Below are 20,857 nucleotides of genomic sequence, written 5' to 3'. Positions count from 1 at the left end.
GGGTGCGTCAGGTGGCAAATGAAATTTCAATTTAGTTTCCGGCCTGCACCACACAGAAAGGCGGAAAAATTATGGTCATGGTAACGCCCGGTCGCCGCTCGTGCACACGCGTGGGCGTGATGTCGAGCTGCGCATGATGCAGCGCCACGATGGCGGAGACCAGGCTCAGCCCCAGGCCTGATCCGGGAATGTGGCGGCTTTTGTCCGAGCGGTAGAAGCGCCCCGTCACCGCCTTGCGCTCGGCTGCCGGGATGCCGATGCCCGTATCGATCACCTGCAGCAGGGCGCACTCCCCGTTCATTGCGGTATGAATTTCAACCCGGCCGCCGCCGGGGGTGAATTTGATGGCGTTGTCCACCAGGTTGGCCAGCACCTCGATCAGGAGGTCGCGGTCGCCCTGCACCCTGATGGGCGCCTCGCGGGCGGCGCAGGCCAGGATGATACCCTTGGTTTCGGCTATGGGTTCATACAGATCGACGATATCGGCCACCAGCGCACCGAGGTCCACCGTGCCGAACCCGGCCCGCCTGCGCCCGTTCTCGATCTCGCCTATGCGCAGCAGCGCGGTGATGATGGCAAAGGACTGGTCAAGATCATCAATGGTGCGGGCGATGACATTGCGCAGCGCCTCCGCCGAGTGATCGGCGTTGAGCGCGCGGTCAAGCCGGGCGCGCACGCGGGCGAGCGGCGTGCGCAGGTCGTGGGCGATGTCGTTGCCCACGTCGCGTATTTCATCAAGCAGCTGCTCGAGGCGGTCGAGCATGCGGTTGACGCTGCCCGCAAGGCGCTGGAGGTCGTCATTCTGCCGCCCCGCGGGCAGGCGCTCATGCAGGTCGCCTTCCATGATGCGGTCAATCGCCTCATGCATGACCTTGACGCGCGAGAGCGCGCGGTGGCTGAGAATGATGCCGGTAATGAGCGCGAACAGCACGGTCGGCACGATCGAGACCAGCATGGAATGCCGCATCATCAGCCGCAGTTCGGTGCGCATCTGCCGGCTGCGCCCGAGCACCAGATAGCGCCCGCCGGGCACGCTCACCGCCACCATGCGCAGCACGGTGACCGAACTGCCCCCCGTGGCCTCGGGGGCTATGACATGCACGCGCCCGTCGGCCACCAGCCCGGTGGGCCAGCTATGCAGGTCGCCCACGATGTAATGCTGCCCGGCATCGAACAGGGTGGTGGCGTTCATGATGATGCGCAGGTCATCGGTGGCGCGGTCGCGCACCTGCTGCTCCAGCGCTTCCGGGGTTTCGTGCTGCAGGATGCTGGCCTCACGCAGCAGCAGGGTGTCCGAACGCTTGGCCTCGAACACATTCGCCTGGCTGTAGCCAAAAAAGAACTGCAACGCCGCCGAGCCGATCATCGCCGCCACGACCGCCAGCGTGAGGCGGAAGGTGGCGGTGCGGAACAGCTCGTTACGAAACACGCAGCATGAACCCCGCGCCGCGAATGCTCTGGATCAGGGGCGGGCGACCCGTTTCATCAATCTTGCGGCGCAGCTTGCCGATATGCACGTCCACGAGGTTGGTCTGGGGAATGAAGCGGTAGTTCCACACATCCTCAAGCAGCATGTTGCGCGTGAGCACCTGGTTGGGGCGGCGCATGAGGTATTCGAGCAGCCTGAACTCACGCGGCAGCAACTCGATCAGCTCGCCATCGCGCCGCACGGTGCGGGTGATGAGGTCCATCTCCAGCGGGCCCGCGCGCAGCATGGTGTGGCGCGAGGTGTCGGGGCGGCGCAGCAGGGCCTCGAGGCGGGCGGCGAGTTCCTCCATGGCAAACGGCTTGGTCAGGTAGTCGTCGCCCCCCGCCTTGAGCCCGCTCACCCGGTCATCCACCGCCGAAAGGGCGGAAAGCACCAGCACCGGCACGTGCACCTGCCGCTCGCGCAGGGTCTCGATCAGCGTCAGGCCATCGAGTTCGGGCAGCATGCGGTCAACGATCATCACATCAAAATGCGCGTTCAGCCCAATGGACAGCCCCGCCGCCCCCGAAAACTCGTGCTGCACCACGAAGTGCCGGCTTTCCAGTTCCTCGATCACTTCCTGCGCGATCTTGCCATCATCCTCCACCAGCAGCACGCGCGGCGTGGCCTCGGGCCGGGGCACGGTGGGCATGGGGTCGGGCGGCAGGTTTTCAGACGGAACACTCATCACCTGCTCCTTATGCCGCGCGTGGCCAAACGCGGCCAATTAAAATCAATTTCAGCGAGGCGGAGCACCCTCATGCCCCCACCGCGCGGTCATGTCGCCCTGCGCGTCAGGAGCGGGGGGCGTGGCGGCGGAATCGGGTGCTCCCGCCTCCTGCGTATCGACATCAAGCTCGCGCAGCCTGCGGCTGACAAGCCCGGTGCGGCGGCGGGCCTCATCAATCGAGGAGGACATGGCGGACGCATTGCGGGCCAGTTTCTCCAGCACGCCATCCATGCGCAGCATTTCCTGCCGTGTGGCGCCGAGCAGGCGGGCGATGTCATCGGTGCGGCGTTCGAGCGCAAGGGTCACGTAGCCAAGATGAATGGTGCGCAGCATAGCGGGCATCAGCCCCGGCCCCATCACGATAACGCGGTAGGTGCGCCCGATTTCATCAAGCAGGCCGGGAATACGCGCCACCTCGGCATAAAGCCCATCGGTGGGCAGGTACAGCACCGCAAATTCCACCGTAACGGGCGGCACGATGTATTTGGTGGCGATCTTGCGGGCCTCGATGCGCAGCGTGGTTTCAAGCGCGCGGCGGGCGGCGCGCTCGGCATCGGGGTTGCAGTCCTCCACGGCCTGTAGCAGGCGCTCATAGGCTTCGGTGGGGAATTTGGAATCAATGGCCAGCACCGGCGGCACGGTGGCGCGCACCGGCATGCGCACGGCAAATTCCACCACCTCGCGGCTATCATCGCGCAGGCGGCGGTTGGTGTCGTAGCTGCCTGCGGGCAGCACGTCATCAAGGATGGTGCGCAACTGCGCCTCGCCCCAGCCGCCACGGGTCTTGACGTTGGAGAACAGCCGCTTGAGGTCACCCACCTGCGCGGTCATGGCCGAGACCTCGCCCATTGCCTTCTGCATCGCGCCGATCTGCTCGAGCACGCGCTGGAAGGAGGTCTGCATCTGCTTTTCCACCGCCTCATGCAGGCGCTCGTTTACGGCGGCGCGGAGTTCATCGCTGTTGCGCCTGCCCTCCTCCGCCATCTCGCGCAGGGATTCGGACTGGGTCACACGCATCTCGGACAGGTCGCGGCCCATCATGCGGGCAATGCGGTTGAAGGTCTCGGTCAGTTCCTGATGGCGCTGGTCGAAACGGTTGGAAAGTGCGCGCTCGATCTCGGCCATGCGGGCGCGCTGGGCCTCGCTCCCGGCCATGCGGGCGGCGGTCTCGCGCTCCATCATCACGCATAGCCGCCCGAGCAATTCCGCATCCTGCCCGCCCCCCATGAAAGACAGCCTGCGCAGCACGATAAACGACACCAGGCACGACAGGACAGCGCACAACAGACCAATCCAGATAACGGGCGATGCGGACAGATCAGCCATGATGAACCATTTCCCACAAAAAAGAACAAACCATGTCCGTGCCCTGTCATGCGGCTGATGTAAAGTCATCATGTTTTTTTGGAATATCTGGCAACCGATGATATGCACCAACCGAAACAATCTGCATCTCACCTGATTTTCAGGTTCGCGCCGCGCCAAAACCCACTAGCGTGCCCCCGGCATGCCGTCACCCCGCCTGTTTACGGCCCATAGAACCGACACGACCCCAAGGACCAGCCTTACCATGCCCAAGCCAACGCCGACCTGCCCGCAGGGCCAGCCCGCGCGCGGCAGATCCCTGTTCACCAGCCTGTACGCGCAGGTGATCATCGCGGTGGTGGCGGGCATTGCGCTGGGGCATTTCTGCCCGCATGCGGCCGTGGCCCTCAAGCCGCTGGGCGACGGGTTCATCCGCCTGGTCAAGATGGTGATCCCGCCGGTCATCTTCCTCACCGTGGTCACAGGCGTTGCCGGCCTGTCCGACCTTGGGCAGGCGGGCAGGCTTGCGGGCAAGGCGATGGTCTATTTCATCGCCTTCTCCACGCTTGCGCTGGTGGTGGGCATGATCGTGGCCAACGTGGTGCAGCCGGGCGCGCATATCCACGCCAACCCCGCAACGCTCGATGCGCATGCGGTGGCTGCCTATACGGCAAAGGCGCAGGCGCATTCATTCAGCGATTTCGTGCTCAACATCATCCCCGATACGGTGGTCAGCGCCTTTGTGTCAGGCGACATATTGCAGGTGCTGCTGGTCGCCATCCTGTTCAGCATCAGCCTGTCGCGCATGGGCAGCAAAGGGCAGGCCATCCTGACCCTGCTCAAGCAGCTGACGCAGCTGGTGTTTGGCGTGGTGCGGCTGGTCATGTACGCAGCCCCCATCGGGGCGCTGGGTGCCATGGCGTTCACCATCGGGCGCTTTGGCATTGGCGCGGTACTGCACCTCGCCTTTCTGGTAGCCACGTTCTATGCCACCTCCGCCCTGTTCGTGCTGGTCATTCTGGGGGCCGTGGCGCGGTGGAACGGGTTTCGCATCCTGCCGCTGCTGCGCTACCTGCGCGAGGAACTGCTGATCGTGCTGGGCACGAGTTCATCTGAATCCGCCCTGCCCACCCTCATCACCCGGCTGGAAAACGCAGGCTGCGCCCCCTCCGTGGTCGGGCTTGTGGTGCCGATGGGCTATTCCTTCAATCTTGATGGCACCAACATCTACATGTCGCTCTCGGCCCTGTTCATCGCCCAGGCGACCGACGTGCATCTGGGGCTGGGCCAGCAGATCAGCCTGCTGCTCGTGGCCATGATCAGCTCAAAGGGCGCGGCAGGCGTGACCGGAGCCGGTTTCGTTACCCTTGCCGCAACGCTGGCGGTAGTGCCTGACGTGCCGGTGGCGGGGATGGGGCTGATCCTTGGCATTGACCGCTTCATGTCCGAATGCCGGTCGCTGACCAACATCATCGGCAACGCGGTGGCGACCATCGTTCTGGCCCGGTGGGAAGGCGCGCTCGATACACAGCGCCTTGCCGCCGCCCTGTCGGGGCGGATCAGCAACGCGCAGGCCGATACGCCCGTCATGCCCGCCGATGACCACCCTCGGCCTACCATTCACTAACGCCCTGTTTTCCCTCTCGTCTCTTCATTTGCGTCCATAGGTTTCATAACATGCCTGTTTTCAAGCCCCAGACTGGCGCACTGACCACCGCGCAAAGAATACGAAGCATTGTTGCGGGTTCATCGGGAAATCTGATCGAATATTACGACTGGTACGTCTATGCGGCATTTTCCATGTATTTTGCCCATTCGTTCTTTCCGCCCGGCAACCCGACAAGCGAACTGCTGCGCAGTGCTGCGGTGTTTGCCATCGGCTTCCTGATGCGCCCGGTGGGCGGGTGGCTGATGGGGCTGATGGCTGACCGCCATGGCAGGCGGGCGGCGCTGAGCGTGTCGATCATCGCCATGTGCGCGGGCTCGCTGGCCATTGCCCTGTGCCCGACCTATGAGCAGATCGGGCTGGCGGCGCCCTCCGTCCTGCTGCTCGCCCGGCTGTTGCAGGGGTTGAGCCTTGGCGGGGAATACGGGGCGAGTGCGACCTACCTTTCCGAAATCGCGCCACCGGCCCAGCGCGGGTTCTATGCCAGCTTCCAGTATGTCACGCTGGTGATGGGGCAGTTGCTCGCACTCGTGGTGCTGCTCGCACTGCAGTTCGTACTGCTCAGCCCGGCACAGCTTGGCGCATGGGGCTGGCGGGTGCCGTTTGGCATTGGCGCATTGCTGGCGCTATCCATCCTGTGGTTCCGCCGCGGCATGGCCGAAAGCGAGCAGTTCAGCGCCGCCACGAAAGACAGGAACACACATGGCGGCCTGCGCGTGCTGCTGCAGCACCCGCGCGAGGTACTGGGCGTATGCGGCCTGACGCTGGGCGGCACGGTGGCGTTCTACACCTTCACCATCTACATGCAGAAATATCTGGTCAACACGGCGGGGCTGGCCAAGGAGCAGTCCACGCTGGTCTCGACCGCATCGCTGTTCGTGTTCGCGCTGATCCAGCCCGCCTTTGGCGCGCTGTCCGACCGGGTGGGCCGCAGGCGGCTGCTGCTGTCCTTTGGCGTGATCGGCTGCCTGGGCACCGTGCCGCTCATGCAGGCCATTTCCACCGTGCACTCACCGCTGGCGGCCTTTGGCCTGGTCACGGCGGCACTGATCGGCATTTCAGGCTACACATCGATCAACGCGGTGGTGAAGGCCGAACTCTTTCCCACCCGCGTGCGCGCGCTGGGTGTGGCGCTGCCCTATGCGCTAACCGTATCGGTGTTTGGCGGCACGGCGGAATATGTGGCGCTATGGTTCAAGCAGATCGGGCATGAGGGTCTGTTTTACTGGTACGTGACCGGCTGCATCGCCTGCTCGCTGCTGACCGTGCTGTTCGTGCTGCCCGGCCATGACCGAATCACGCCGGAAGCCTGAAATCAAAGATAAAAGTTTTTGGGCGCCGCCTTTTTTCAAAAAGGTGGCTTTCTTCTGAAGCTTTTTGAAAAAAGCTTCACCAAAAACTTTTCCTTATGTTCTCAATGCACATGCATCAGGTTGCGCAGGAAGCCGGGCAGCAGCATGGCATAGGGGTTCACATGCACTGCCGGGTTGCCCATCGGCCCGGTCACCTGATAGGTGGCCGAGAGCACGCCCCCGTTCTTCTCCGGGCTGAACAGCCAGCCCAGCAGGCCCGGCAGGTGGCCGGGTGCCGCATTGACCGCAAAGGCGGGGATGATGGTGCCATCAAGGTTAAGGGTCTTCTTCTCCAGGTTCACCTCGCCTGACACCGTGGCCCCGAGGGAGGCATTGCTGACCAGCCCGTCGGAGATATGGATGTCGCCTTCATCCATCTTCACCGGCGCGTTCAGCTGCTCGATCTGCATGCCCGGCGCATGCGGCGCGCGCAGCCAGCCATAGATCGAGGCATTATTGGCCAGCCTGACCACGGCAGGCACGTTGCGCAGCTTGAACGGCCCCATATGCACCGTGCCCGAGAAGGGGGCGGTGGCCGAACTGTCATCGAACTGGCCGGTGATGTCGGTCACGCCACCCTGCATCTCGTCAGTCACCTTCATGTTGTGCAGCAGGTCGCCCAGGCTTGCCACATGCACGTCAAGCAGGCGGACATTGCCCTGCTGGGTCAGGTGCGCCTGCGCGGGCACCGGGCCTTCCACCGTCAGCACGCCACGGGTCAGGCGCACGCCATTGGTTTCAAGGTGGCTATGCACGTTGGTCAGCGTATCGGTGGGGCCGTAATACAGGGTGCGGGCATCCACGTTCAGATCCCACCGGCGGCCCGGCGGGCCGTTGACCCGTCCGGTCGCCATTTCAGGCATGTGGTAGCCACCGCTATCGCCCTGGTGGGCGGCCACCTTGGTCGCCGCCGTGCTGTCGGGCGCGGTCTGGAACGAGACCAGCGGCGAGAGGTCAAGCACCCTGGCCGCCACGTTCACGCCAATGGGGTCGTTCTCGCGCTGCGGCAGCAGCACCGAGGCATTGCCCATCGAGCGCCCGATACGGAAGCCACGCAGCACCAGCCGGCGCGTCACCCCGCCTGCGGTCTCGGCATGGCCATCAATCAGCAGGTCGGGGCCTACGGCGCGCATGTTCTCGATGCCTGCAATCTGCCCATGGTCGAGGTCAAGCTCGACCGAGGCATTGGCCTCCTGCCCCACCTTCTTGGACCAGATGGGTATGGCCAGCGCCGCGCGATCAAGATCGAGGTCGATATTCACCTGCGCCTTGCCGCCCACGTAGCGGTCGTAATCCACATCAAGCAGGGCGCTGCCCGAGAAATGCTCGCCCATCTCAAATCCGGCCCGCTTCACCCCCTCCGGCGTGACATGGCCCTGCAGGCTGGCGCTTTCCACCGCATGGACCATCGGCCCGCTGCGGAAGTCCATGGTGTAGATCACGCTCGAGGGAATGCCCGCCAGCACGCCCGTGCCCTGCAGCAGCAGGCCGTTGGTGGTGGCGTCGATGCCCAGGATGCCATTATCAAGCGGGCGCCCCACCACCACATTGCCCAGATGCACCTGCGCAAGATCGGTATGGCTGCGCAGGTCGATCTGGTCGAGGCGCACATGCGCATCGAGCGGCAGGGCTATGTGCAGCGACACATTGGCCCGCCCCGACGGGTGCGTGAACGACATGGGGTGGCGCGAGAGTACATTGAGCCGGGGCTCGGCCAGCAGCGCCAGCACGTCGCGCGCATTGCCCAGCAGGGTCACGTTGATGTCGCCTACCTGCACCTTCTCGTTCAGGCCGGTAATGCGCATGGAGCCGGGGCCGACCTCGATCCGCCCGGTGCCGGTGGCATCGACATGCCGCCCCGCAAGGTCAACAAGCTGGTACGCATGGCCGAAATGGATCATGATCTCGTCGGGACCATCAAAGGTCAGGTGGGCATCCATGTCGTGCAGCGGCGGAATGGGGCTGAGCCAGTGCAGTTCCATCGCGTCGGCATCGATCGTGCCGCCAAGCGAGGCGAGATCCAGCCCCCCCCAGCCCTTGTGGCTGGTCAGGCCCATATTGACCTGCAACTGCCGCACATGGCCATGCGGTATGTTTTCGGTCACCCACCGGCGCGCGCCCTTCATGGCGGCGGGCGGCCAGAACGCACCCAGCGTTTCAAACTCCAGCGCCCGCGCATGCGCGCCTACGTCAAGCTGGACGTTGGCAGGCTTCATCAGTGATGCGGCGCTGAGTGCGGCCGTGGCGTTCAGCGTGGGGCCGCTGCCATCATCATCGGCATGGCCCGGTGCGCGCAGATGCAGTTCAAGGTTGCGCAGCGCCACCTTCAGCGGGCCATCAAACGGCGCGTTGGCCGGTCCCGGCCCCAGTGAACCGACAAGGTCGGCCACCCCCTCGCCCACCAAAAACTGCCCGGCCTTGCGCGTGGTGACCTGCCCGTTGCCCGCATCGAGGTGCAGCGTGAAATCACGCGGCATGAGGAAGCCCTGATCCTGCCCCCCATCACGGAAAGCAACCTGCAACCGCCCGCCCACCGGCAGGTCAAGCGGGGCGACCTGCTTCTGCCCCGGCGCAAAGGCCGCCGGGCTGATGGGGTCGAGCACTAGGGTCCAGTCAACATGGCGGGGGCCGGCATGGATGCCTTGGCCGTGCAGCACCAGCCGCTCGCCATTGCCTTCCAGCCCGAGGCGGATATCGCCTTCCACCCCTTTCTGCCCGGTATCGTTCACCACCTTCAGCCGGGCATCCGCCTCGCCCAGCCGCCAGTTGCGCCCGGTCATGCGATCGGTGAACTGCACATGCGTGTCCGACACCATGGCCCTGCGCAGCGCGCTCATGTCCAGCGGCGAGGGTTCTTCCTTCTCATGCGGCGGGTAGGGAGTATCCGGCCCCAGGTCGAGGCCGATCTTGCCCTCGCGGCTACGCGCAAGCTGCAACCGCCCGTGCGAGACCGACAGTTCAAGAATACGGACAACGCCATGCGCCAGCGCCGGGCTATCGAGCGTAATGCGCCCCCGGCGCAGCGTATCGGCCACGGCGCCATCGCGCCGCGCGATGCGCACATCCTCCACCCAGATCACGAACGGCGCGCGCAGCCCCTCATGCATCGCATTCCAGCCCAGCCGCACATGCGCCGCCGACAGGCTGCCAATAATATCCGCATGCCTGCGCCCATGGGCCACGGGCAGCGGCATGAACAGGCGCACCACCGGCGTGACCTCAAGCGGCCCTGCCGAAAGGCGTAGGGTCAGCACCAGCAGCAGCACCGCAGGCAGCGTAATGCACAGCAGCACCAGCCACACCACCACGCGGCCCGCGGCCAGTACCGCGCGGCGCACGCGGCTCGGGCGTTGCGGCGTGCCACCGGGCGGCGGCGAGGCTTGACCTGCCTGCGTCATGCCGTCCACGCTACGCTCCCGCGCCAATAAGCGTTCATTCCCAGTCTCTTGCCGGACATTTCTCCATGGATCAGCCAACCCCGCCCCTGCCCGCGCCACATGCCTCGTGGCAGGGATGCACATGGCCCCGACCCGCCGACCCACGTGCCGCCCGCATCCTGCGCGAGAACCTGTCCGATGCGTGCGCGCGCGCAGGCCTGCCCGACCTGGCGGCCACGCCGGGCATCATGCCCATGCTTGATGCGCTGGGGGGCAACAGCCCCTACCTGTCCGACCTGGCACTGCGTGATACGGAAGCCTTCGCCACCCTTGTGCATGAAGGCGCGGAAACCTGCGTGCGGCGCATCCTTACCGCACTCGATACCGTGCCGCCCGCAACGCCCCGCGCCGAGATCATGGCCGAACTGCGCGAGGCCAAGCGTCAGGCGGCGCTGGCCATAGCGCTGGCCGATATCGGGGGCGCATGGTCGCTGGAGCAGGTGACCCTGGCGCTGAGCGAACTGGCCGAGAACGCGCTGAACACGGCACTCAGGCATCTGCTGCTCCACGCGCACGAGACCGGACGCCTGCGCCTGCGTTACCCCGAAACCCCGTGCCGGGGCAGCGGCTTCGTGGTTCTGGCGATGGGGAAGCTGGGCGCGCGGGAACTGAACTACTCCTCGGACATAGACCTGATCATTCTGTATGACCCGGACCGCCACCCCGGCAATGGGGAACTGCGACATACCTTTGTGCGCATGACTAGCGATCTTGTCACGCTTATGGAAGCGCGTGATGCAAATGGTTACGTTTTCCGCATGGACCTGCGGCTGCGACCCGATCCGAGCGCGACCCCCGCCGCCGTGTCGTTTCCCGCCGCCATACAGTATTACGAGAGCATGGGCCGCACATGGGAACGCGCGGCCATGACCAAGGCGCGGCCCGTGGCGGGCGACATCACGGCGGGGCGCCGTTTCCTCAAAACCATTCATCCGTTCATCTGGCGCCGCCATCTGGATTTCGCGGTAATTGATGATCTGCATGACATGAAAGCCCGCATCGACCGCCACCGTAACGCAGGGCACGCCAATCTGGACAGCCTGCGCGCGGAAGATATCAGCAACCCCGACACTGCCTTGCGCTGGCTGCTGGGCCAGAATGTCAAGCTCGGGCAGGGCGGCATCCGCGAGGTGGAATTCGTAGCTCAGGCCCTGCAGCTTGTATGGGGTGGCAGAAGGCCGGAACTGCGCGACCCCACCACGCTGGGCGCGCTGCGCAGGCTGCGCCGGGCAGGCCTGCTGGCGCGTGAACAATCCGCAATACTGGCCCGCAATTACCGCATATTGCGGCAGGCCGAGCACCGGCTGCAGATGCGCCTCGACCACCAGACCCACAGCCTGCCCGACACGGAGGACGGATTCGCGCGCTTCGCCACCTTCATGAACATGGGCCCGCCCGATGAACTGCCCAGCAGCCTGCTTGCGGTCATGCAGCGTTCGCGGCGCATCTTTGACCAGCAGTTTGCCGAAAGCGGCCGCGAGGACATCACCATCGCCCCCGAGGATGCCGATGCCGCCGACCGCCTGCGCGCGCACGGCTTTCCCGCGGCTGACATCAACGACGCGCTGGCCATTCTCAACCGGTGGGAAGGCAACCGCCTGCGCGCCCTGCGCTCGGACCGCGCCCGCAAGCTGCTGCGCCGCCTGCTGCCCGGCCTGCTGGCCGAGATGGGCCGCCGCCAGCAGCCGCTGGCCGTGCTGCGCCGCTTCGATGCGCTGCTCGAGCGGCAGTGGGCGGGGGTGCAGTTCCTGTCGCTGCTCGAGCGCAATCCCGCCCTGATCCACCGCATCGTGACCGTGCTGGACTGCGCGCCCTTCCTGGCGGACCACCTGGCCGAGACCCCCTCCGCGCTCGATGGCCTGCTTGACATGGATGGCGGCCCCGGCGCGGTCAGCACGGTGACAGCCCTGGCGCGGCGGCAGGTGGCGGCGGCGCAGTCGGCCGAGCAGGTGCTGCCGGTGCTGCGCGGGCTGGTCTGTGGCGAGGAGTTCCGCCTGTCGGTCGCCCGCCTTGAGCACCGCATGAGCGAAGACCGCGCCGCCCGCGCCCGCACCGCCATGGCCGAGACGGTCATGCGCGGCCTGCTGCGCCTGGTCAGCGCCGAGCACCGCCAGCGCCACGGCATCGTGCCCGGCGGCGCGGTGGCGGTGGTGGCGTTGGGCAAGGTCGGCTCGCGCGAGATGATGCCCGGCTCGGACCTGGACCTGATGGTGGTGTTCGACCACCCCGAGGAGGCGGGCGAGAGCGTGGTCAGCGCCAGCGATGGCCCGCGTGCCCGCCCCCTTTCCGCCGGAACCTATTACGTGCGGCTGGCGCATGCCTTTGTCGCGGCGCTGACCGCGCCGGGGCGCGAAGGCCCGCTCTATGAGGTGGACATGCGGCTGCGCCCCTCGGGTTCGAAGGGGCCCGTGGCGGTCTCGCTCTCCGCCTTCCGCCGCTACCATGCCGAATCCGCCTGGACATGGGAGCGCATGGCGCTGACCCGCGCGCGGGTGGTGGCCGGGCCGCCCGGGCTTGCAGGCCCGCTGAATGCCGCCATTGCCACCGCGCTTGACCACGCGCCCGACACGGCGCAGGCCCGCGCACGGGTGCTCCATGACGTGCGCCACATGCGCGAACGCCTGGCGCGCGAACGCCCCGCCTCCAGCCCGTGGGACATAAAGCGCCGCCGGGGCGGGCTGATGGATGTGGAATTCGTGGCCCAAGGGCTGCAGCTCGTGGCGCGCTCGCCCGCATGCCGCAGCCAGTCCACCCGCACGGCGCTGCTGCGGCTGGCGCGGCTGGGCGAGATCAGCATGGCCGATGCTCGCCTGCTGCGCCGGGCCGATCTGTTCTGGCGGGCGTTGCAGGGGCTGATCCGCATCATCTGTGGCCATGACGTGCCCGACACCATTGCGCCCGCAAGCCTTGAGATCCTGACGGGCGAGGTCGGGGCCGCCGATGCGGCGGGGCTGCTGCGCCGCATGGACCGCATGGCCAATGATGTCACAGGCGTGTTCGATCGGCTGATTCCGCTCACGGATGCGCCCGATGGCGCGCATGATGGGCATGACGGTGGTTTCCCCGCCGCCTGAAGCGTTGCATGATCGCCCCCGTTTCAACCCCGCCGGGGGCCAGCGCGTGACGTGGCTCCCGCACCCAGAGCAGCAAGGCAGGTCATGAGCAAGGCTTCCATCCCCTTTCCCGAACCCGGTAGCGCCGTCCCCGATTTTGACATGCCCGCAAGCGGCGGCCGCACGGTCAGCCTGAAGGACGAGAAGGGCCATCCCTTCGTGCTGTATTTCTACCCCAAGGCCAATACCTCGGGCTGCACGAAGGAGGCCTGTGAATTCGAGGCCGCCCTGGCCGACCTGCAGAAAGATGGCGTGAGCGTGATCGGCGTCTCGCGCGATGGCATGGCCGCCATCGAGAAATTCGCAGCCGACCATGCCCTCACCTTTCCGCTTGCCTCCGACACGGATGGAAGCGTGACCGAGGCCTATGGCGTGTGGGTGGAAAAATCGATGTATGGCCGCAAATACATGGGCATCGAACGCGCGACCTTCCTTGTCGATGCAACCGGCCACCTCGTGCATGCATGGCGCAAGGTCAAGGTCACGAACCATGTGGCTGCCGTGCGCAAGGCCATTACAGCCCTCACACTACAGGCTGGCGCCAAAGGTCAGTAATACGGGCGCGGCGGGCCATACGGGCCATAGAACGCGCCCGGCGGGGGCGGAGGCGGCGGCGCATAATAGGCCACCGGTGGGGGCGGCGGCGGCGGGCGGTAATAGACCGGCGGCGGAGGGGGCGGCGGCGGGCCAAAGGCATCAACCATGGCACCGCCAACGATACCGCCCACCAGGCCACCCACCAGCCCGCCTGCAAACGCATCGCCCGCGCCACGCCCATGGGCCTGGGCCTGCGGCGCCGCCACTGCCATTGCGGCAAGAAGGGTCAGCCCCGCTGCAATACGCCCCATGTTCTTCATGACCTGTTTCCTGATTGTCCTGTTCCGGTGGGGCACACAGCCCCGCCAGAACCGTCTAGACCAGATGGACATGGCGATTTACGGGCAGGGGGTGCCCTTTTCATGCCATAAAGCGGACCGGAGCGTTACGGATGGGCCGCGCGCAGTTCCTTCAGCCCCGGCGGGGTCTCGAACACGCTCGCATCCTGCGTGGCATGGTTGACCGATGTCGCCTCGACCATGACCTTGCCATCGCGGATAACCTCAAGCATCACGCCATCATCGGTGTAGCAGATCTCGCTGGAGCGCTGGTCGGTGTCCTGCGTCTGCCACAGGGCGCAGGGCAGGCCCGCCACTTTTGAGACGCCGGTGCGCAGCCAGCTGCCCTGCGCGCGCTGGCCCATCTGCACATTGGCAGCCCCGGGGGCGGGAATGATGGTCTTGATCTTCTGGTCGGCGTTCACCACCGTCAGCGTGCCCGCGCGGTAATCGGTAATCATGTAGGTGGTGGCATTGGCGGGATCGACGCGCTGCATCATGCGGCTGGCCGACCACCGCATGCGCTGGCTCATGGTCTGGCTCGTGTCGTGCGGGGGGTAGATGGTGTAGGTCACGTCCACATCGGCCTGCGGGGTGACATAGGGGGATGAAGCCTCATCGGCGGCCCGCGCGCTGCCTGCGCCAGCCGCCAGCAGGCAGGCCAGCAGGCAGGCCCGGCCCAGGGCTGGGGTAATCCGTGTCACGTCATGCAATCCTTGAAAAAAACGGGCTGGCGGTCAGCCGCCCTTGTTGTCCTTGGCCGCAGGCGTGCCGGGCGGCGGTGGCGGCTCGACCTTGCGGTAGCCCTCGGGCGGCTGGAACATGCTGTCGGGTATGGGGCCGTAGACCACTTTCGTCGCCTCAAGCCGGCCTTTCAGCCCGTCGCCATCCACCCCGATCTCCTGCAGCACCACGCCATCATCGGTCACGCAGGCGGTGGCGTTGCCCTGGTCGGTCGTGACATCCCACTGCGTGCAGGCCACACCTGCAACGCTCGACGTGCCCTTGCGCGCAAACGTCATGGACAGGTCAAGCAGGAAGGGGTTGCGGATGCCATAGCGGGCATCGAGCTGGCTGTACACCTTCTGCGGGTTGATGATGATGGTGACCTGGCGGCTCATGCGGTTGAGAATCGTCTCGCCCATGCCCTGCGGGCTGTCGATTCGCATCAGCCCGCCATTATAGGCGAACCATGTGCGGATGGGCTTGGGCTCGGGCACGCCATCGGGCTGCACGTTATAGTCCACCTGCACGTCGCGGGTGGGGGTAAGCGGCGGATGCACACTCGCGCCATCCTGCGCGCGCGCGGCGCACAGCCCCGTGGCGGACAGCGCCGCCGCCACGAGCGCCACCCGGCCCGGCAGCCGCATGCGCCTCATCATCGCGCGCCGCGCCGGGCGGGCCGTTGCATGCTTCATCACATATTCCCTTTCATCTGCGCAGACGGAAGCCCGCATGCGTGGCCCTGTCAACCGCCTGCCCCCTCCACCCCGCCCCGCAGGGCCAGCAGGGCGGCATGCAGCCGCGTGCCCTCATCATTGCCCACCCATGCCGCCTGCCCCGCAACCGCGCGGCCCAGCAGGCGCATGTAGTCATCGGCCGGGATCTCGACCCCGCCAAACCCGGCAAGGTGGGTGGTGCCGAACTGCGTATCGAGCAGCGTGAATCCGCCCAGACGCAGCCGGGCGACCAGATGCACCAGCGCCACCTTCGAGGCATCACGCATGCGGCTGAACATGCTCTCGCCAAAAAAGGCCTGCCCGATCACCACGCCATACAGCCCGCCCACCAGACGGCCCTCATGGCGCACTTCCACGCTATGGGCATGGCCCATGCCATGAAGCTGGCAGAACAGGGCGCGGATGCGCGGGTTGATCCATGTATTCTCGCGCCCTGGCGCAGGTTCCGCGCAGCCATCCATCACGGCGGGGAAATCGTGGTCGGTCGTGACCTCGAAACGCGGCGACAGCACCGTGCGCATGAGCCTGCGCGATGCATGGAAGCCATCATCAAGCGGCAGGATGCCCCGCATCTCGGGATAGAACCATTCCAGATCATCGGAACGGGCATCGGGCGCCATGGGAAACAGCCCCGCCCTGTAGGCACGCAGCATAAGGTCCGGCGTGATGGAAACCGTCTCTTGACCCGTCATGTTCTTAGGATAACCCTTTCGCACGCAATCATGGGCATGACCGCCCCCCGCATGCACCCATCTGGCAGGAGAAACCATACCCCATGTCCGACACCCGTCCCCGCCTTCTGCTGACCCAGCGCCAGACCCTTCCCGTAATGCAGCGTATTGAACAGAGTTTTAACATATCTGGCGTATCGGAGCATAAACTCACAACGCGCGAACTGCTTGATGCTGCCCGGGCGTTCCAGCCGCAGGCCATCCTGATTTCCACCAGCCTGCCGCTGCGCCACGACGATGTGGCCCAATTGCCCGACTGCGTGAAAATCGTGGCCACCGTCAGCGTCGGCACTGACCATCTCGACATATCCGCCCTGCACGCGCGCGGCATCATCGTGACCAACACGCCCGACGTGCTGACCGACTGCAATGCCGACATGGCTATGCTGCTTATGCTTGCCGCAGCGCGCCGGGCGGGCGAATACACCACGCTGATGCGCCAGGGCTGGGGGCGCGGCCTGGCCATGGACGAGATGCTGGGCACGCGCATCAGCGGCAAGCGGCTGGGCATTGTGGGCATGGGGCGCATTGGCCGCGCCGTGGCGAAACGCGCGCGCGGGTTTGACATGCAGGTGATGTATTCCAACCGCCGCCGCCTGCCTGCCGGGCAGGAGGAAGGGGCAACCTATTTCAGCACCGTGACCGACATGCTGCCGCATTGCGATATCCTGAGCCTGCACCTGCCTGCGGCACCCGAGACCGACGGCATGATCAATGCCGACCTGCTCGGCCGCCTGCCTAGGGGGGCCATTTTCATCAATGCCGCCCGTGGCGCGCTGGTGGATGAGGATGCGCTGATCGCGGCGCTGAAAAGCGGCCAGCTTGCCGCCGCCGGGCTGGATGTGTACCGCAACGAACCCAACCCCGATCCGCGCTTTCTCGAACTGCCCAACGTGTTCCTGACCCCGCATGTGGGCAGCGCCACCACCGAGACACGCAGCGACATGGGCATGCTGGCACTCGATAACGTGGAGGCCGTGCTGAACGGACGCGCCGCCCTGACCCCGGTCAAGGGCTGACCCGCCCCCTTTACGGAGAAACAGACATGGGCATTGCCGGTATTTTCGTTATCTTCACGCTGATCACCATCGGGCTGGACCTGCTGGCCCCCCGCTATGGGGGCATTCTGGGCACGCTGCTGAAGTTCTATCTGGGCTTCATGCTGGTGGCGACGTGCATTGAACTGCGCAATGCCTTCCGCCCCGCCGTGGCAAAAGAGGGCCTGAAACAGCCTTAACTCTTTAAAAACAAAAGTTTTTGGTGAAGCTTTTTTTAAAAACTTCAGAAGAACGCCGCCTTTTTGAAAAAAGGCGGCACCCCAAAAACTTCTATCTCAGGCCTCACGCGCCTGGGTGGCGGCATGGGCCTTGAGGTCGGCTGCGGTGCGGCGCACTTCGGGTCCGTATTCACGCTCGAGCCTGCGAATGGTGAAATGCGCCTGCGCCACCGCGCGATAATGCGACAGGAACGCCGCATTGAGCGAGGCCCCGCACAGAGCGCCCGCCACCGGCATCATCTGCACCGCGAATTTGCGCGACAGGCCCAGCCCGTAATGGGTGGCCACCTCGCTGACCAGCATCACCACCGGGCGGCCACGCAGCATGGCGCGGGCGGAGAAGTAGCCAAGCTCGCTTTCTTCCGCCGGGCCTTTCCTTGCGCCAAATGGGAAGGCCCGCAGCGCAAAGACCTCAAGACAGGCCGCGCGCGAGGCTTCGGTGGAGAGATCCTCGCCATTCTCGCGCGCGATGCGGGCGATATCACGCATGATGGCCATGGTGGTGAAGCTCACGTCAGCCACCAGCCCCGGCAGGCCGGTAAAGCCGCCCACGGCGCCCGACACGGTCACCGCCGCCTTCAGCGCGGGGTCGCGCCACGTGCTCCCGGCGCTGGCCTCGGCCGAGACATCATGCGGGCGGTCCATGCCCACCACCGCAAGGTCGAACGCGCGGCGGATGGCCGCCTCCGCCGTGGCCTGCAACTTGGCCTGCAGCGTGGGCGCAAGCCCCAGCGTGCGCATGCCCAGCATGGCCGCCTGCCCCACGGCACCCCCCATGAGGTCGGCAAGGCGCACCAGCACGCCCCGCCCGGTCTCGACACGTTCCAGCGCCTGCTGGAGTTCAGTGATACACGCGCTGTCCAGCGTCAGCGGTGCCAGTTCGTTTGCGGAACCTGCACTCATTACAATGCCCTTCGCCTGATCTATCGTACCGCGCGCCAGCCTGCGGGCCGCGCCGTGGCGGCGCGGCCCCACATGGCCAGCCGCGACGCCCATGTGGCAATTGCCACCGTTTCAGCACCATGATGGCGTTCTTGCAACGGGCATGACCATGCCCGCCGCCATGAAACGCGGGCGTAGCCTAGCTGTTCCAGCCCCCCATGCGGCACAGATGCGCCCAGTGCGCCTCCGATACCGGCACGACGGAAAGCCGCGACTGCCGCACCAGCGCCAGGTCGGCCAGCGCCGGATCGGCCTTGATTTCGGCCAGCGTTACGGGGCGTGGCATCGGGCCTGCGGCGCGCACGTCCACGCACACCCACTTGCCATCCGCCGCCGTGGGGTCGGGATAGGCTTCGCGCACGACTTCAACCACGCCCACGATCTCGCGGCCCACGTTGGAGTGATAGAAAAACGCCCTGTCGCCCACCTGCATGGCGGCGAGGTTTTTCTTCGCCTGGTGGTTGCGCACGCCGGTCCAGGGTTCAACACCGTTTTCCACCTGCTCGGCCCATGAAAACGCGTCCGGCTCGGACTTGATCAGCCAGTAGGCCATGACCGTTTTCTACTCCACCCGCAGCCCATCACGAAAAACTGAACGGAACGGACGGATCACCACGCTCTCGAACAGGCCCACCTTGGCATACGGGTCTTCCGCCGCGAATCCCTCGGCGGCCGCGCGGTCGGCCAGATCCGCTACCAGCAGGCTGCCGCAGGGGCGGTTTTCCGCGTCCAGCAGCGGTCCGCCGTGCACGAGATGCGACCGGTGCTGCTCAAGGTAGGCAAGGTGGCGCTCGCGGGTTGCCTTGCGGGTTTCGAGGCTGCCGGGCTTGTCGGTGCAGATGATGGCAAACAGCATGTTTTATCCTCCTGTGGGCCTGCTGCCTCATGATTGGGACAGGACTGGCCGTGTCTTTTTTAACGCGATAGTGTAGAGCAACAAAACGTCAGCCCCTACCCACCCATGGGGGAAGGCCGGAATTTCTTGACCGTTTTCATTGCAGGGACAGGTGCCCCCGGCACGGATGGATCAACCTTGAACGCAACGCAGAGCCTTACCGCGCGAACCGGTAACCTTTTTCACCGTTATGCCAACCCTGGCCGTTTCCTGCGCATGGGGGCCAAGCTGCAGCCGTGGCTGACATGGCCCGCCCTTGCGCTGTCGGTTGCCGGAATCGTGTGGGGGCTGTTCTTCTCCCCCGCTGACTGGCAGCAGGGCGACAGTGTGCGCATCATGTACGTGCATGTGCCCACTGCATGGCTGGCATCATCAGGTTATATGGGTCTGGCGGTGTGCTCGCTGCTCTCGCTGGTGTGGCGCCATCCGCTGGCCGACCTTGCGGCGGTGGAAATCGGGCCGGTGGGTGCTTCCATCACCGCCGTGTGCCTGGCCACCGGCTCGCTCTGGGGCAAGCCGATGTGGGGCACATGGTGGGTGTGGGATGCGCGGCTGACCTCGGTGCTGGTGCTGTTCTTCCTGTATCTGGGCCATATCGCGCTCATCCGCGCGTTTGACGAACCGCAGCGCGGCTACCGCGCCGCCGCCATCCTTGGCCTTGCAGGCGCGGTTGACCTGCCCATCATCAAGTTCAGCGTGCAGTGGTGGAACACGCTCCACCAGCCCGACAGCATTACGGTTACCGGCGCGCCCACCATGTCCACCTCCATGCTGTGGCCGCTCGGTCTGACTACACTGGGCTTTACGCTCGGCTTCGCCGCCATCGTGCTCGCCCGGCTGCGCGCCTCGGTCATGGAAAGCCGCGTGCGTACCATCCTTGCCGCCAACCGGGGCCGCCAGTCCGCCGCTGCCGCCCCCCAGCCCGATCGCGCCACCCCATGACCCACCTGCCCTATATCGTGGCCGCCTATGGCCTGACCCTTGGCGTTGCCGCCATCCTGTCGGTCAATGCCACCGTGCGCCTGCGCCAGGCCCGCAGGCGCCTTGCCGCCATTGAACAGCCCCGGACACGCCAGCCCTCATGACCCGCAAGAGCAGACGCCTGTGGCTGGTGGTGGCGTGCATGATCGGGCTGGGCTCGGCAGCCGCCCTTACGCTCAATGCCTTTTCCTCCAATATCGTGTTCTTCATGGCGCCCTCGCAGGTGCACAGCAAGCCGCCGCCAGCCGACCGCACCATCCGCCTGGGCGGCATGGTGGTGGCAGGCAGCGTGCACCAGGAGAAGGTGAAGGACGCCCCGGTCGCCATTTTTGACGTAACCGACGGGCAGGCCGCCGTGACCGTGCGCTACGAGGGCATCCTGCCCGACCTGTTCCGCGAGGGGCAAAGCGTGGTGGCGGTGGGCACGGTCAACCCCGATGGCACGTTCCGCGCCAGCGAAGTGCTGGCCAAGCATGACGAGACCTACATGCCCAAGGAAGTGGCCGAGGAGCTGCGCCGCAGCGGCAAGTGGGATCCGCGCTTCGGCAAGGCTCCTGACGCCGCGAGCTGGAACACCATGACCGCCGCCGACAATGCGAAAAAACCGGCCACCCAGACGCCTTAAC

At 65.8% G+C, this 20,857-nt stretch carries 20 protein-coding genes; 9 read left to right on the top strand and 11 right to left on the bottom strand.

Annotated elements, in window-relative coordinates; genetic code table 11:
- Positions 1-31: 31 nt before the first annotated feature.
- The 3 genes from R5N89_RS03205 to R5N89_RS03195 are packed head-to-tail and all read right to left on the bottom strand — an operon-like array spanning position 32 to position 3,524.
- On the bottom strand, positions 32-1,429 hold the full coding sequence (locus tag R5N89_RS03205; RefSeq protein WP_110567205.1) for a HAMP domain-containing sensor histidine kinase: 1,398 nt from the start codon (positions 1,427-1,429) through the stop codon (positions 32-34).
- Positions 1,419-2,156: a response regulator transcription factor gene (locus R5N89_RS03200; protein WP_110567387.1), complete on the bottom strand. Its 738-nt coding sequence runs from the start codon at positions 2,154-2,156 to the stop codon at positions 1,419-1,421. The genes R5N89_RS03205 and R5N89_RS03200 overlap by 11 nt, the downstream gene beginning before the upstream one ends.
- 51 nt (positions 2,157-2,207) lie before the next feature.
- A complete protein-coding gene (locus R5N89_RS03195) occupies positions 2,208-3,524 on the bottom strand; it encodes a DNA recombination protein RmuC (protein WP_110567203.1) in 1,317 nt (438 codons plus the stop codon).
- Positions 3,525-3,768: 244 nt separating this feature from the next.
- Here R5N89_RS03195 and dctA point away from each other — a divergent pair, with 244 nt between their 5' ends.
- Together dctA and R5N89_RS03185 are read left to right on the top strand one after the other, a co-directional pair.
- Positions 3,769-5,130: a C4-dicarboxylate transporter DctA gene (gene dctA, locus R5N89_RS03190; protein WP_110567201.1), complete on the top strand. Its 1,362-nt coding sequence runs from the start codon at positions 3,769-3,771 to the stop codon at positions 5,128-5,130.
- Positions 5,131-5,180: 50 nt separating this feature from the next.
- A complete protein-coding gene (locus R5N89_RS03185) occupies positions 5,181-6,482 on the top strand; it encodes an MFS transporter (protein WP_110567199.1) in 1,302 nt (433 codons plus the stop codon).
- Positions 6,483-6,583: 101 nt separating this feature from the next.
- Here the strand turns inward: R5N89_RS03185 and R5N89_RS03180 are convergent, their stop codons facing one another.
- A complete protein-coding gene (locus R5N89_RS03180) occupies positions 6,584-9,919 on the bottom strand; it encodes an AsmA-like C-terminal region-containing protein (RefSeq protein ID WP_110567197.1) in 3,336 nt (1,111 codons plus the stop codon).
- A 65-nt stretch (positions 9,920-9,984) separates the two neighbouring features.
- On the opposite strand from R5N89_RS03180, the gene R5N89_RS03175 reads away from it, so the two are divergent.
- The gene (locus R5N89_RS03175) at positions 9,985-13,032 is read left to right on the top strand and encodes a bifunctional [glutamine synthetase] adenylyltransferase/[glutamine synthetase]-adenylyl-L-tyrosine phosphorylase (protein ID WP_110567195.1); all 3,048 of its coding nucleotides are present in this window, start codon (positions 9,985-9,987) and stop codon (positions 13,030-13,032) included.
- An 84-nt stretch (positions 13,033-13,116) separates the two neighbouring features.
- The gene (locus tag R5N89_RS03170) at positions 13,117-13,626 is read left to right on the top strand and encodes a peroxiredoxin (protein ID WP_110567193.1); all 510 of its coding nucleotides are present in this window, start codon (positions 13,117-13,119) and stop codon (positions 13,624-13,626) included.
- Here R5N89_RS03170 and R5N89_RS03165 read toward each other — a convergent pair.
- From R5N89_RS03165 to aat, 4 genes are all read right to left on the bottom strand, one after another.
- A complete protein-coding gene (locus tag R5N89_RS03165; RefSeq protein ID WP_110567191.1) occupies positions 13,620-13,928 on the bottom strand; it encodes a hypothetical protein in 309 nt (102 codons plus the stop codon). The two genes, R5N89_RS03170 and R5N89_RS03165, sit on opposite strands and share 7 nt — an antisense overlap.
- A 125-nt stretch (positions 13,929-14,053) precedes the next feature.
- Complete coding sequence (locus tag R5N89_RS03160; RefSeq protein ID WP_110567189.1) at positions 14,054-14,650, bottom strand: DUF4412 domain-containing protein; 597 nt, start codon at positions 14,648-14,650, stop codon at positions 14,054-14,056.
- Positions 14,651-14,683: 33 nt separating this feature from the next.
- A complete protein-coding gene (locus R5N89_RS03155) occupies positions 14,684-15,316 on the bottom strand; it encodes a DUF4412 domain-containing protein (protein ID WP_244192058.1) in 633 nt (210 codons plus the stop codon).
- Between the two features lie 98 nt (positions 15,317-15,414).
- Positions 15,415-16,098 (bottom strand): leucyl/phenylalanyl-tRNA--protein transferase, encoded by a 684-nt coding sequence (aat, locus tag R5N89_RS03150; protein WP_110567185.1) that lies wholly within the window; start codon positions 16,096-16,098, stop codon positions 15,415-15,417.
- Between the two features lie 83 nt (positions 16,099-16,181).
- Between aat and R5N89_RS03145 the strand changes: the two genes are divergently transcribed.
- Both R5N89_RS03145 and R5N89_RS03140 read left to right on the top strand, forming a co-directional pair.
- Positions 16,182-17,156, top strand: a complete 975-nt coding sequence (locus R5N89_RS03145) for a D-glycerate dehydrogenase (protein ID WP_110567183.1) — start codon at positions 16,182-16,184, stop codon at positions 17,154-17,156.
- Positions 17,157-17,182: 26 nt separating this feature from the next.
- Positions 17,183-17,374, top strand: coding sequence for a hypothetical protein (locus tag R5N89_RS03140; RefSeq protein ID WP_110567181.1), 192 nt, complete (start codon positions 17,183-17,185; stop codon positions 17,372-17,374).
- Positions 17,375-17,470: 96 nt separating this feature from the next.
- On the opposite strand, the gene R5N89_RS03135 is transcribed toward R5N89_RS03140, so the two are convergent.
- The 3 genes from R5N89_RS03135 to R5N89_RS03125 form a co-directional block, all read right to left on the bottom strand.
- Positions 17,471-18,316: an EcsC family protein gene (locus tag R5N89_RS03135; RefSeq protein ID WP_110567385.1), complete on the bottom strand. Its 846-nt coding sequence runs from the start codon at positions 18,314-18,316 to the stop codon at positions 17,471-17,473.
- A gap of 178 nt (positions 18,317-18,494) precedes the next feature.
- Complete coding sequence (locus R5N89_RS03130) at positions 18,495-18,908, bottom strand: EVE domain-containing protein (protein ID WP_110567179.1); 414 nt, start codon at positions 18,906-18,908, stop codon at positions 18,495-18,497.
- 9 nt (positions 18,909-18,917) lie between these two features.
- On the bottom strand, positions 18,918-19,211 hold the full coding sequence (locus R5N89_RS03125; protein WP_110567177.1) for a YciI family protein: 294 nt from the start codon (positions 19,209-19,211) through the stop codon (positions 18,918-18,920).
- A 177-nt stretch (positions 19,212-19,388) separates the two neighbouring features.
- Here R5N89_RS03125 and R5N89_RS03120 point away from each other — a divergent pair, with 177 nt between their 5' ends.
- The 3 genes from R5N89_RS03120 to ccmE are packed head-to-tail and all read left to right on the top strand — an operon-like array spanning position 19,389 to position 20,856.
- Complete coding sequence (locus R5N89_RS03120) at positions 19,389-20,192, top strand: heme ABC transporter permease (protein ID WP_110567383.1); 804 nt, start codon at positions 19,389-19,391, stop codon at positions 20,190-20,192.
- Entirely contained in the window at positions 20,189-20,335 is a 147-nt protein-coding gene (ccmD, locus tag R5N89_RS03115; protein ID WP_110567175.1) for a heme exporter protein CcmD, read from the top strand. Before R5N89_RS03120 ends, ccmD begins: the two co-directional genes overlap by 4 nt.
- Positions 20,332-20,856 (top strand): cytochrome c maturation protein CcmE, encoded by a 525-nt coding sequence (gene ccmE / locus R5N89_RS03110; RefSeq protein ID WP_110567173.1) that lies wholly within the window; start codon positions 20,332-20,334, stop codon positions 20,854-20,856. The genes ccmD and ccmE overlap by 4 nt, the downstream gene beginning before the upstream one ends.
- Position 20,857 lies beyond the last annotated feature (1 nt).

This window comes from Komagataeibacter sucrofermentans DSM 15973 (assembly GCF_040581405.1).
Lineage (GTDB): Bacteria > Pseudomonadota > Alphaproteobacteria > Acetobacterales > Acetobacteraceae > Komagataeibacter > Komagataeibacter sucrofermentans.
Note: the sequence above shows the minus strand (reverse complement) of the source record. Positions and strands in the feature narration are given on the sequence as shown.

Excerpts from the sequence above, each read along its gene's own strand:
- R5N89_RS03175 (WP_110567195.1), top strand. The coding sequence starts at position 9,985 with ATGGATCAGCCAACCCCGCCCCTGCCCGCGCCACATGCCTCGTGGCAG.
- R5N89_RS03140 (WP_110567181.1), top strand. The coding sequence starts at position 17,183 with ATGGGCATTGCCGGTATTTTCGTTATCTTCACGCTGATCACCATCGGG.
- R5N89_RS03145 (WP_110567183.1), top strand. The coding sequence starts at position 16,182 with ATGTCCGACACCCGTCCCCGCCTTCTGCTGACCCAGCGCCAGACCCTT.
- R5N89_RS03125 (WP_110567177.1), bottom strand. The coding sequence starts at position 19,211 with ATGCTGTTTGCCATCATCTGCACCGACAAGCCCGGCAGCCTCGAAACC.
- R5N89_RS03180 (WP_110567197.1), bottom strand. The coding sequence starts at position 9,919 with ATGACGCAGGCAGGTCAAGCCTCGCCGCCGCCCGGTGGCACGCCGCAA.
- R5N89_RS03195 (WP_110567203.1), bottom strand. The coding sequence starts at position 3,524 with ATGGCTGATCTGTCCGCATCGCCCGTTATCTGGATTGGTCTGTTGTGC.
- R5N89_RS03185 (WP_110567199.1), top strand. The coding sequence starts at position 5,181 with ATGCCTGTTTTCAAGCCCCAGACTGGCGCACTGACCACCGCGCAAAGA.
- R5N89_RS03130 (WP_110567179.1), bottom strand. The coding sequence starts at position 18,908 with ATGGCCTACTGGCTGATCAAGTCCGAGCCGGACGCGTTTTCATGGGCC.
- ccmD (WP_110567175.1), top strand. The coding sequence starts at position 20,189 with ATGACCCACCTGCCCTATATCGTGGCCGCCTATGGCCTGACCCTTGGC.
- R5N89_RS03155 (WP_244192058.1), bottom strand. The coding sequence starts at position 15,316 with ATGCGGCTGCCGGGCCGGGTGGCGCTCGTGGCGGCGGCGCTGTCCGCC.
- R5N89_RS03135 (WP_110567385.1), bottom strand. The coding sequence starts at position 18,316 with ATGAGTGCAGGTTCCGCAAACGAACTGGCACCGCTGACGCTGGACAGC.
- R5N89_RS03165 (WP_110567191.1), bottom strand. The coding sequence starts at position 13,928 with ATGAAGAACATGGGGCGTATTGCAGCGGGGCTGACCCTTCTTGCCGCA.
- ccmE (WP_110567173.1), top strand. The coding sequence starts at position 20,332 with ATGACCCGCAAGAGCAGACGCCTGTGGCTGGTGGTGGCGTGCATGATC.
- aat (WP_110567185.1), bottom strand. The coding sequence starts at position 16,098 with ATGACGGGTCAAGAGACGGTTTCCATCACGCCGGACCTTATGCTGCGT.
- R5N89_RS03170 (WP_110567193.1), top strand. The coding sequence starts at position 13,117 with ATGAGCAAGGCTTCCATCCCCTTTCCCGAACCCGGTAGCGCCGTCCCC.
- R5N89_RS03200 (WP_110567387.1), bottom strand. The coding sequence starts at position 2,156 with ATGAGTGTTCCGTCTGAAAACCTGCCGCCCGACCCCATGCCCACCGTG.
- dctA (WP_110567201.1), top strand. The coding sequence starts at position 3,769 with ATGCCCAAGCCAACGCCGACCTGCCCGCAGGGCCAGCCCGCGCGCGGC.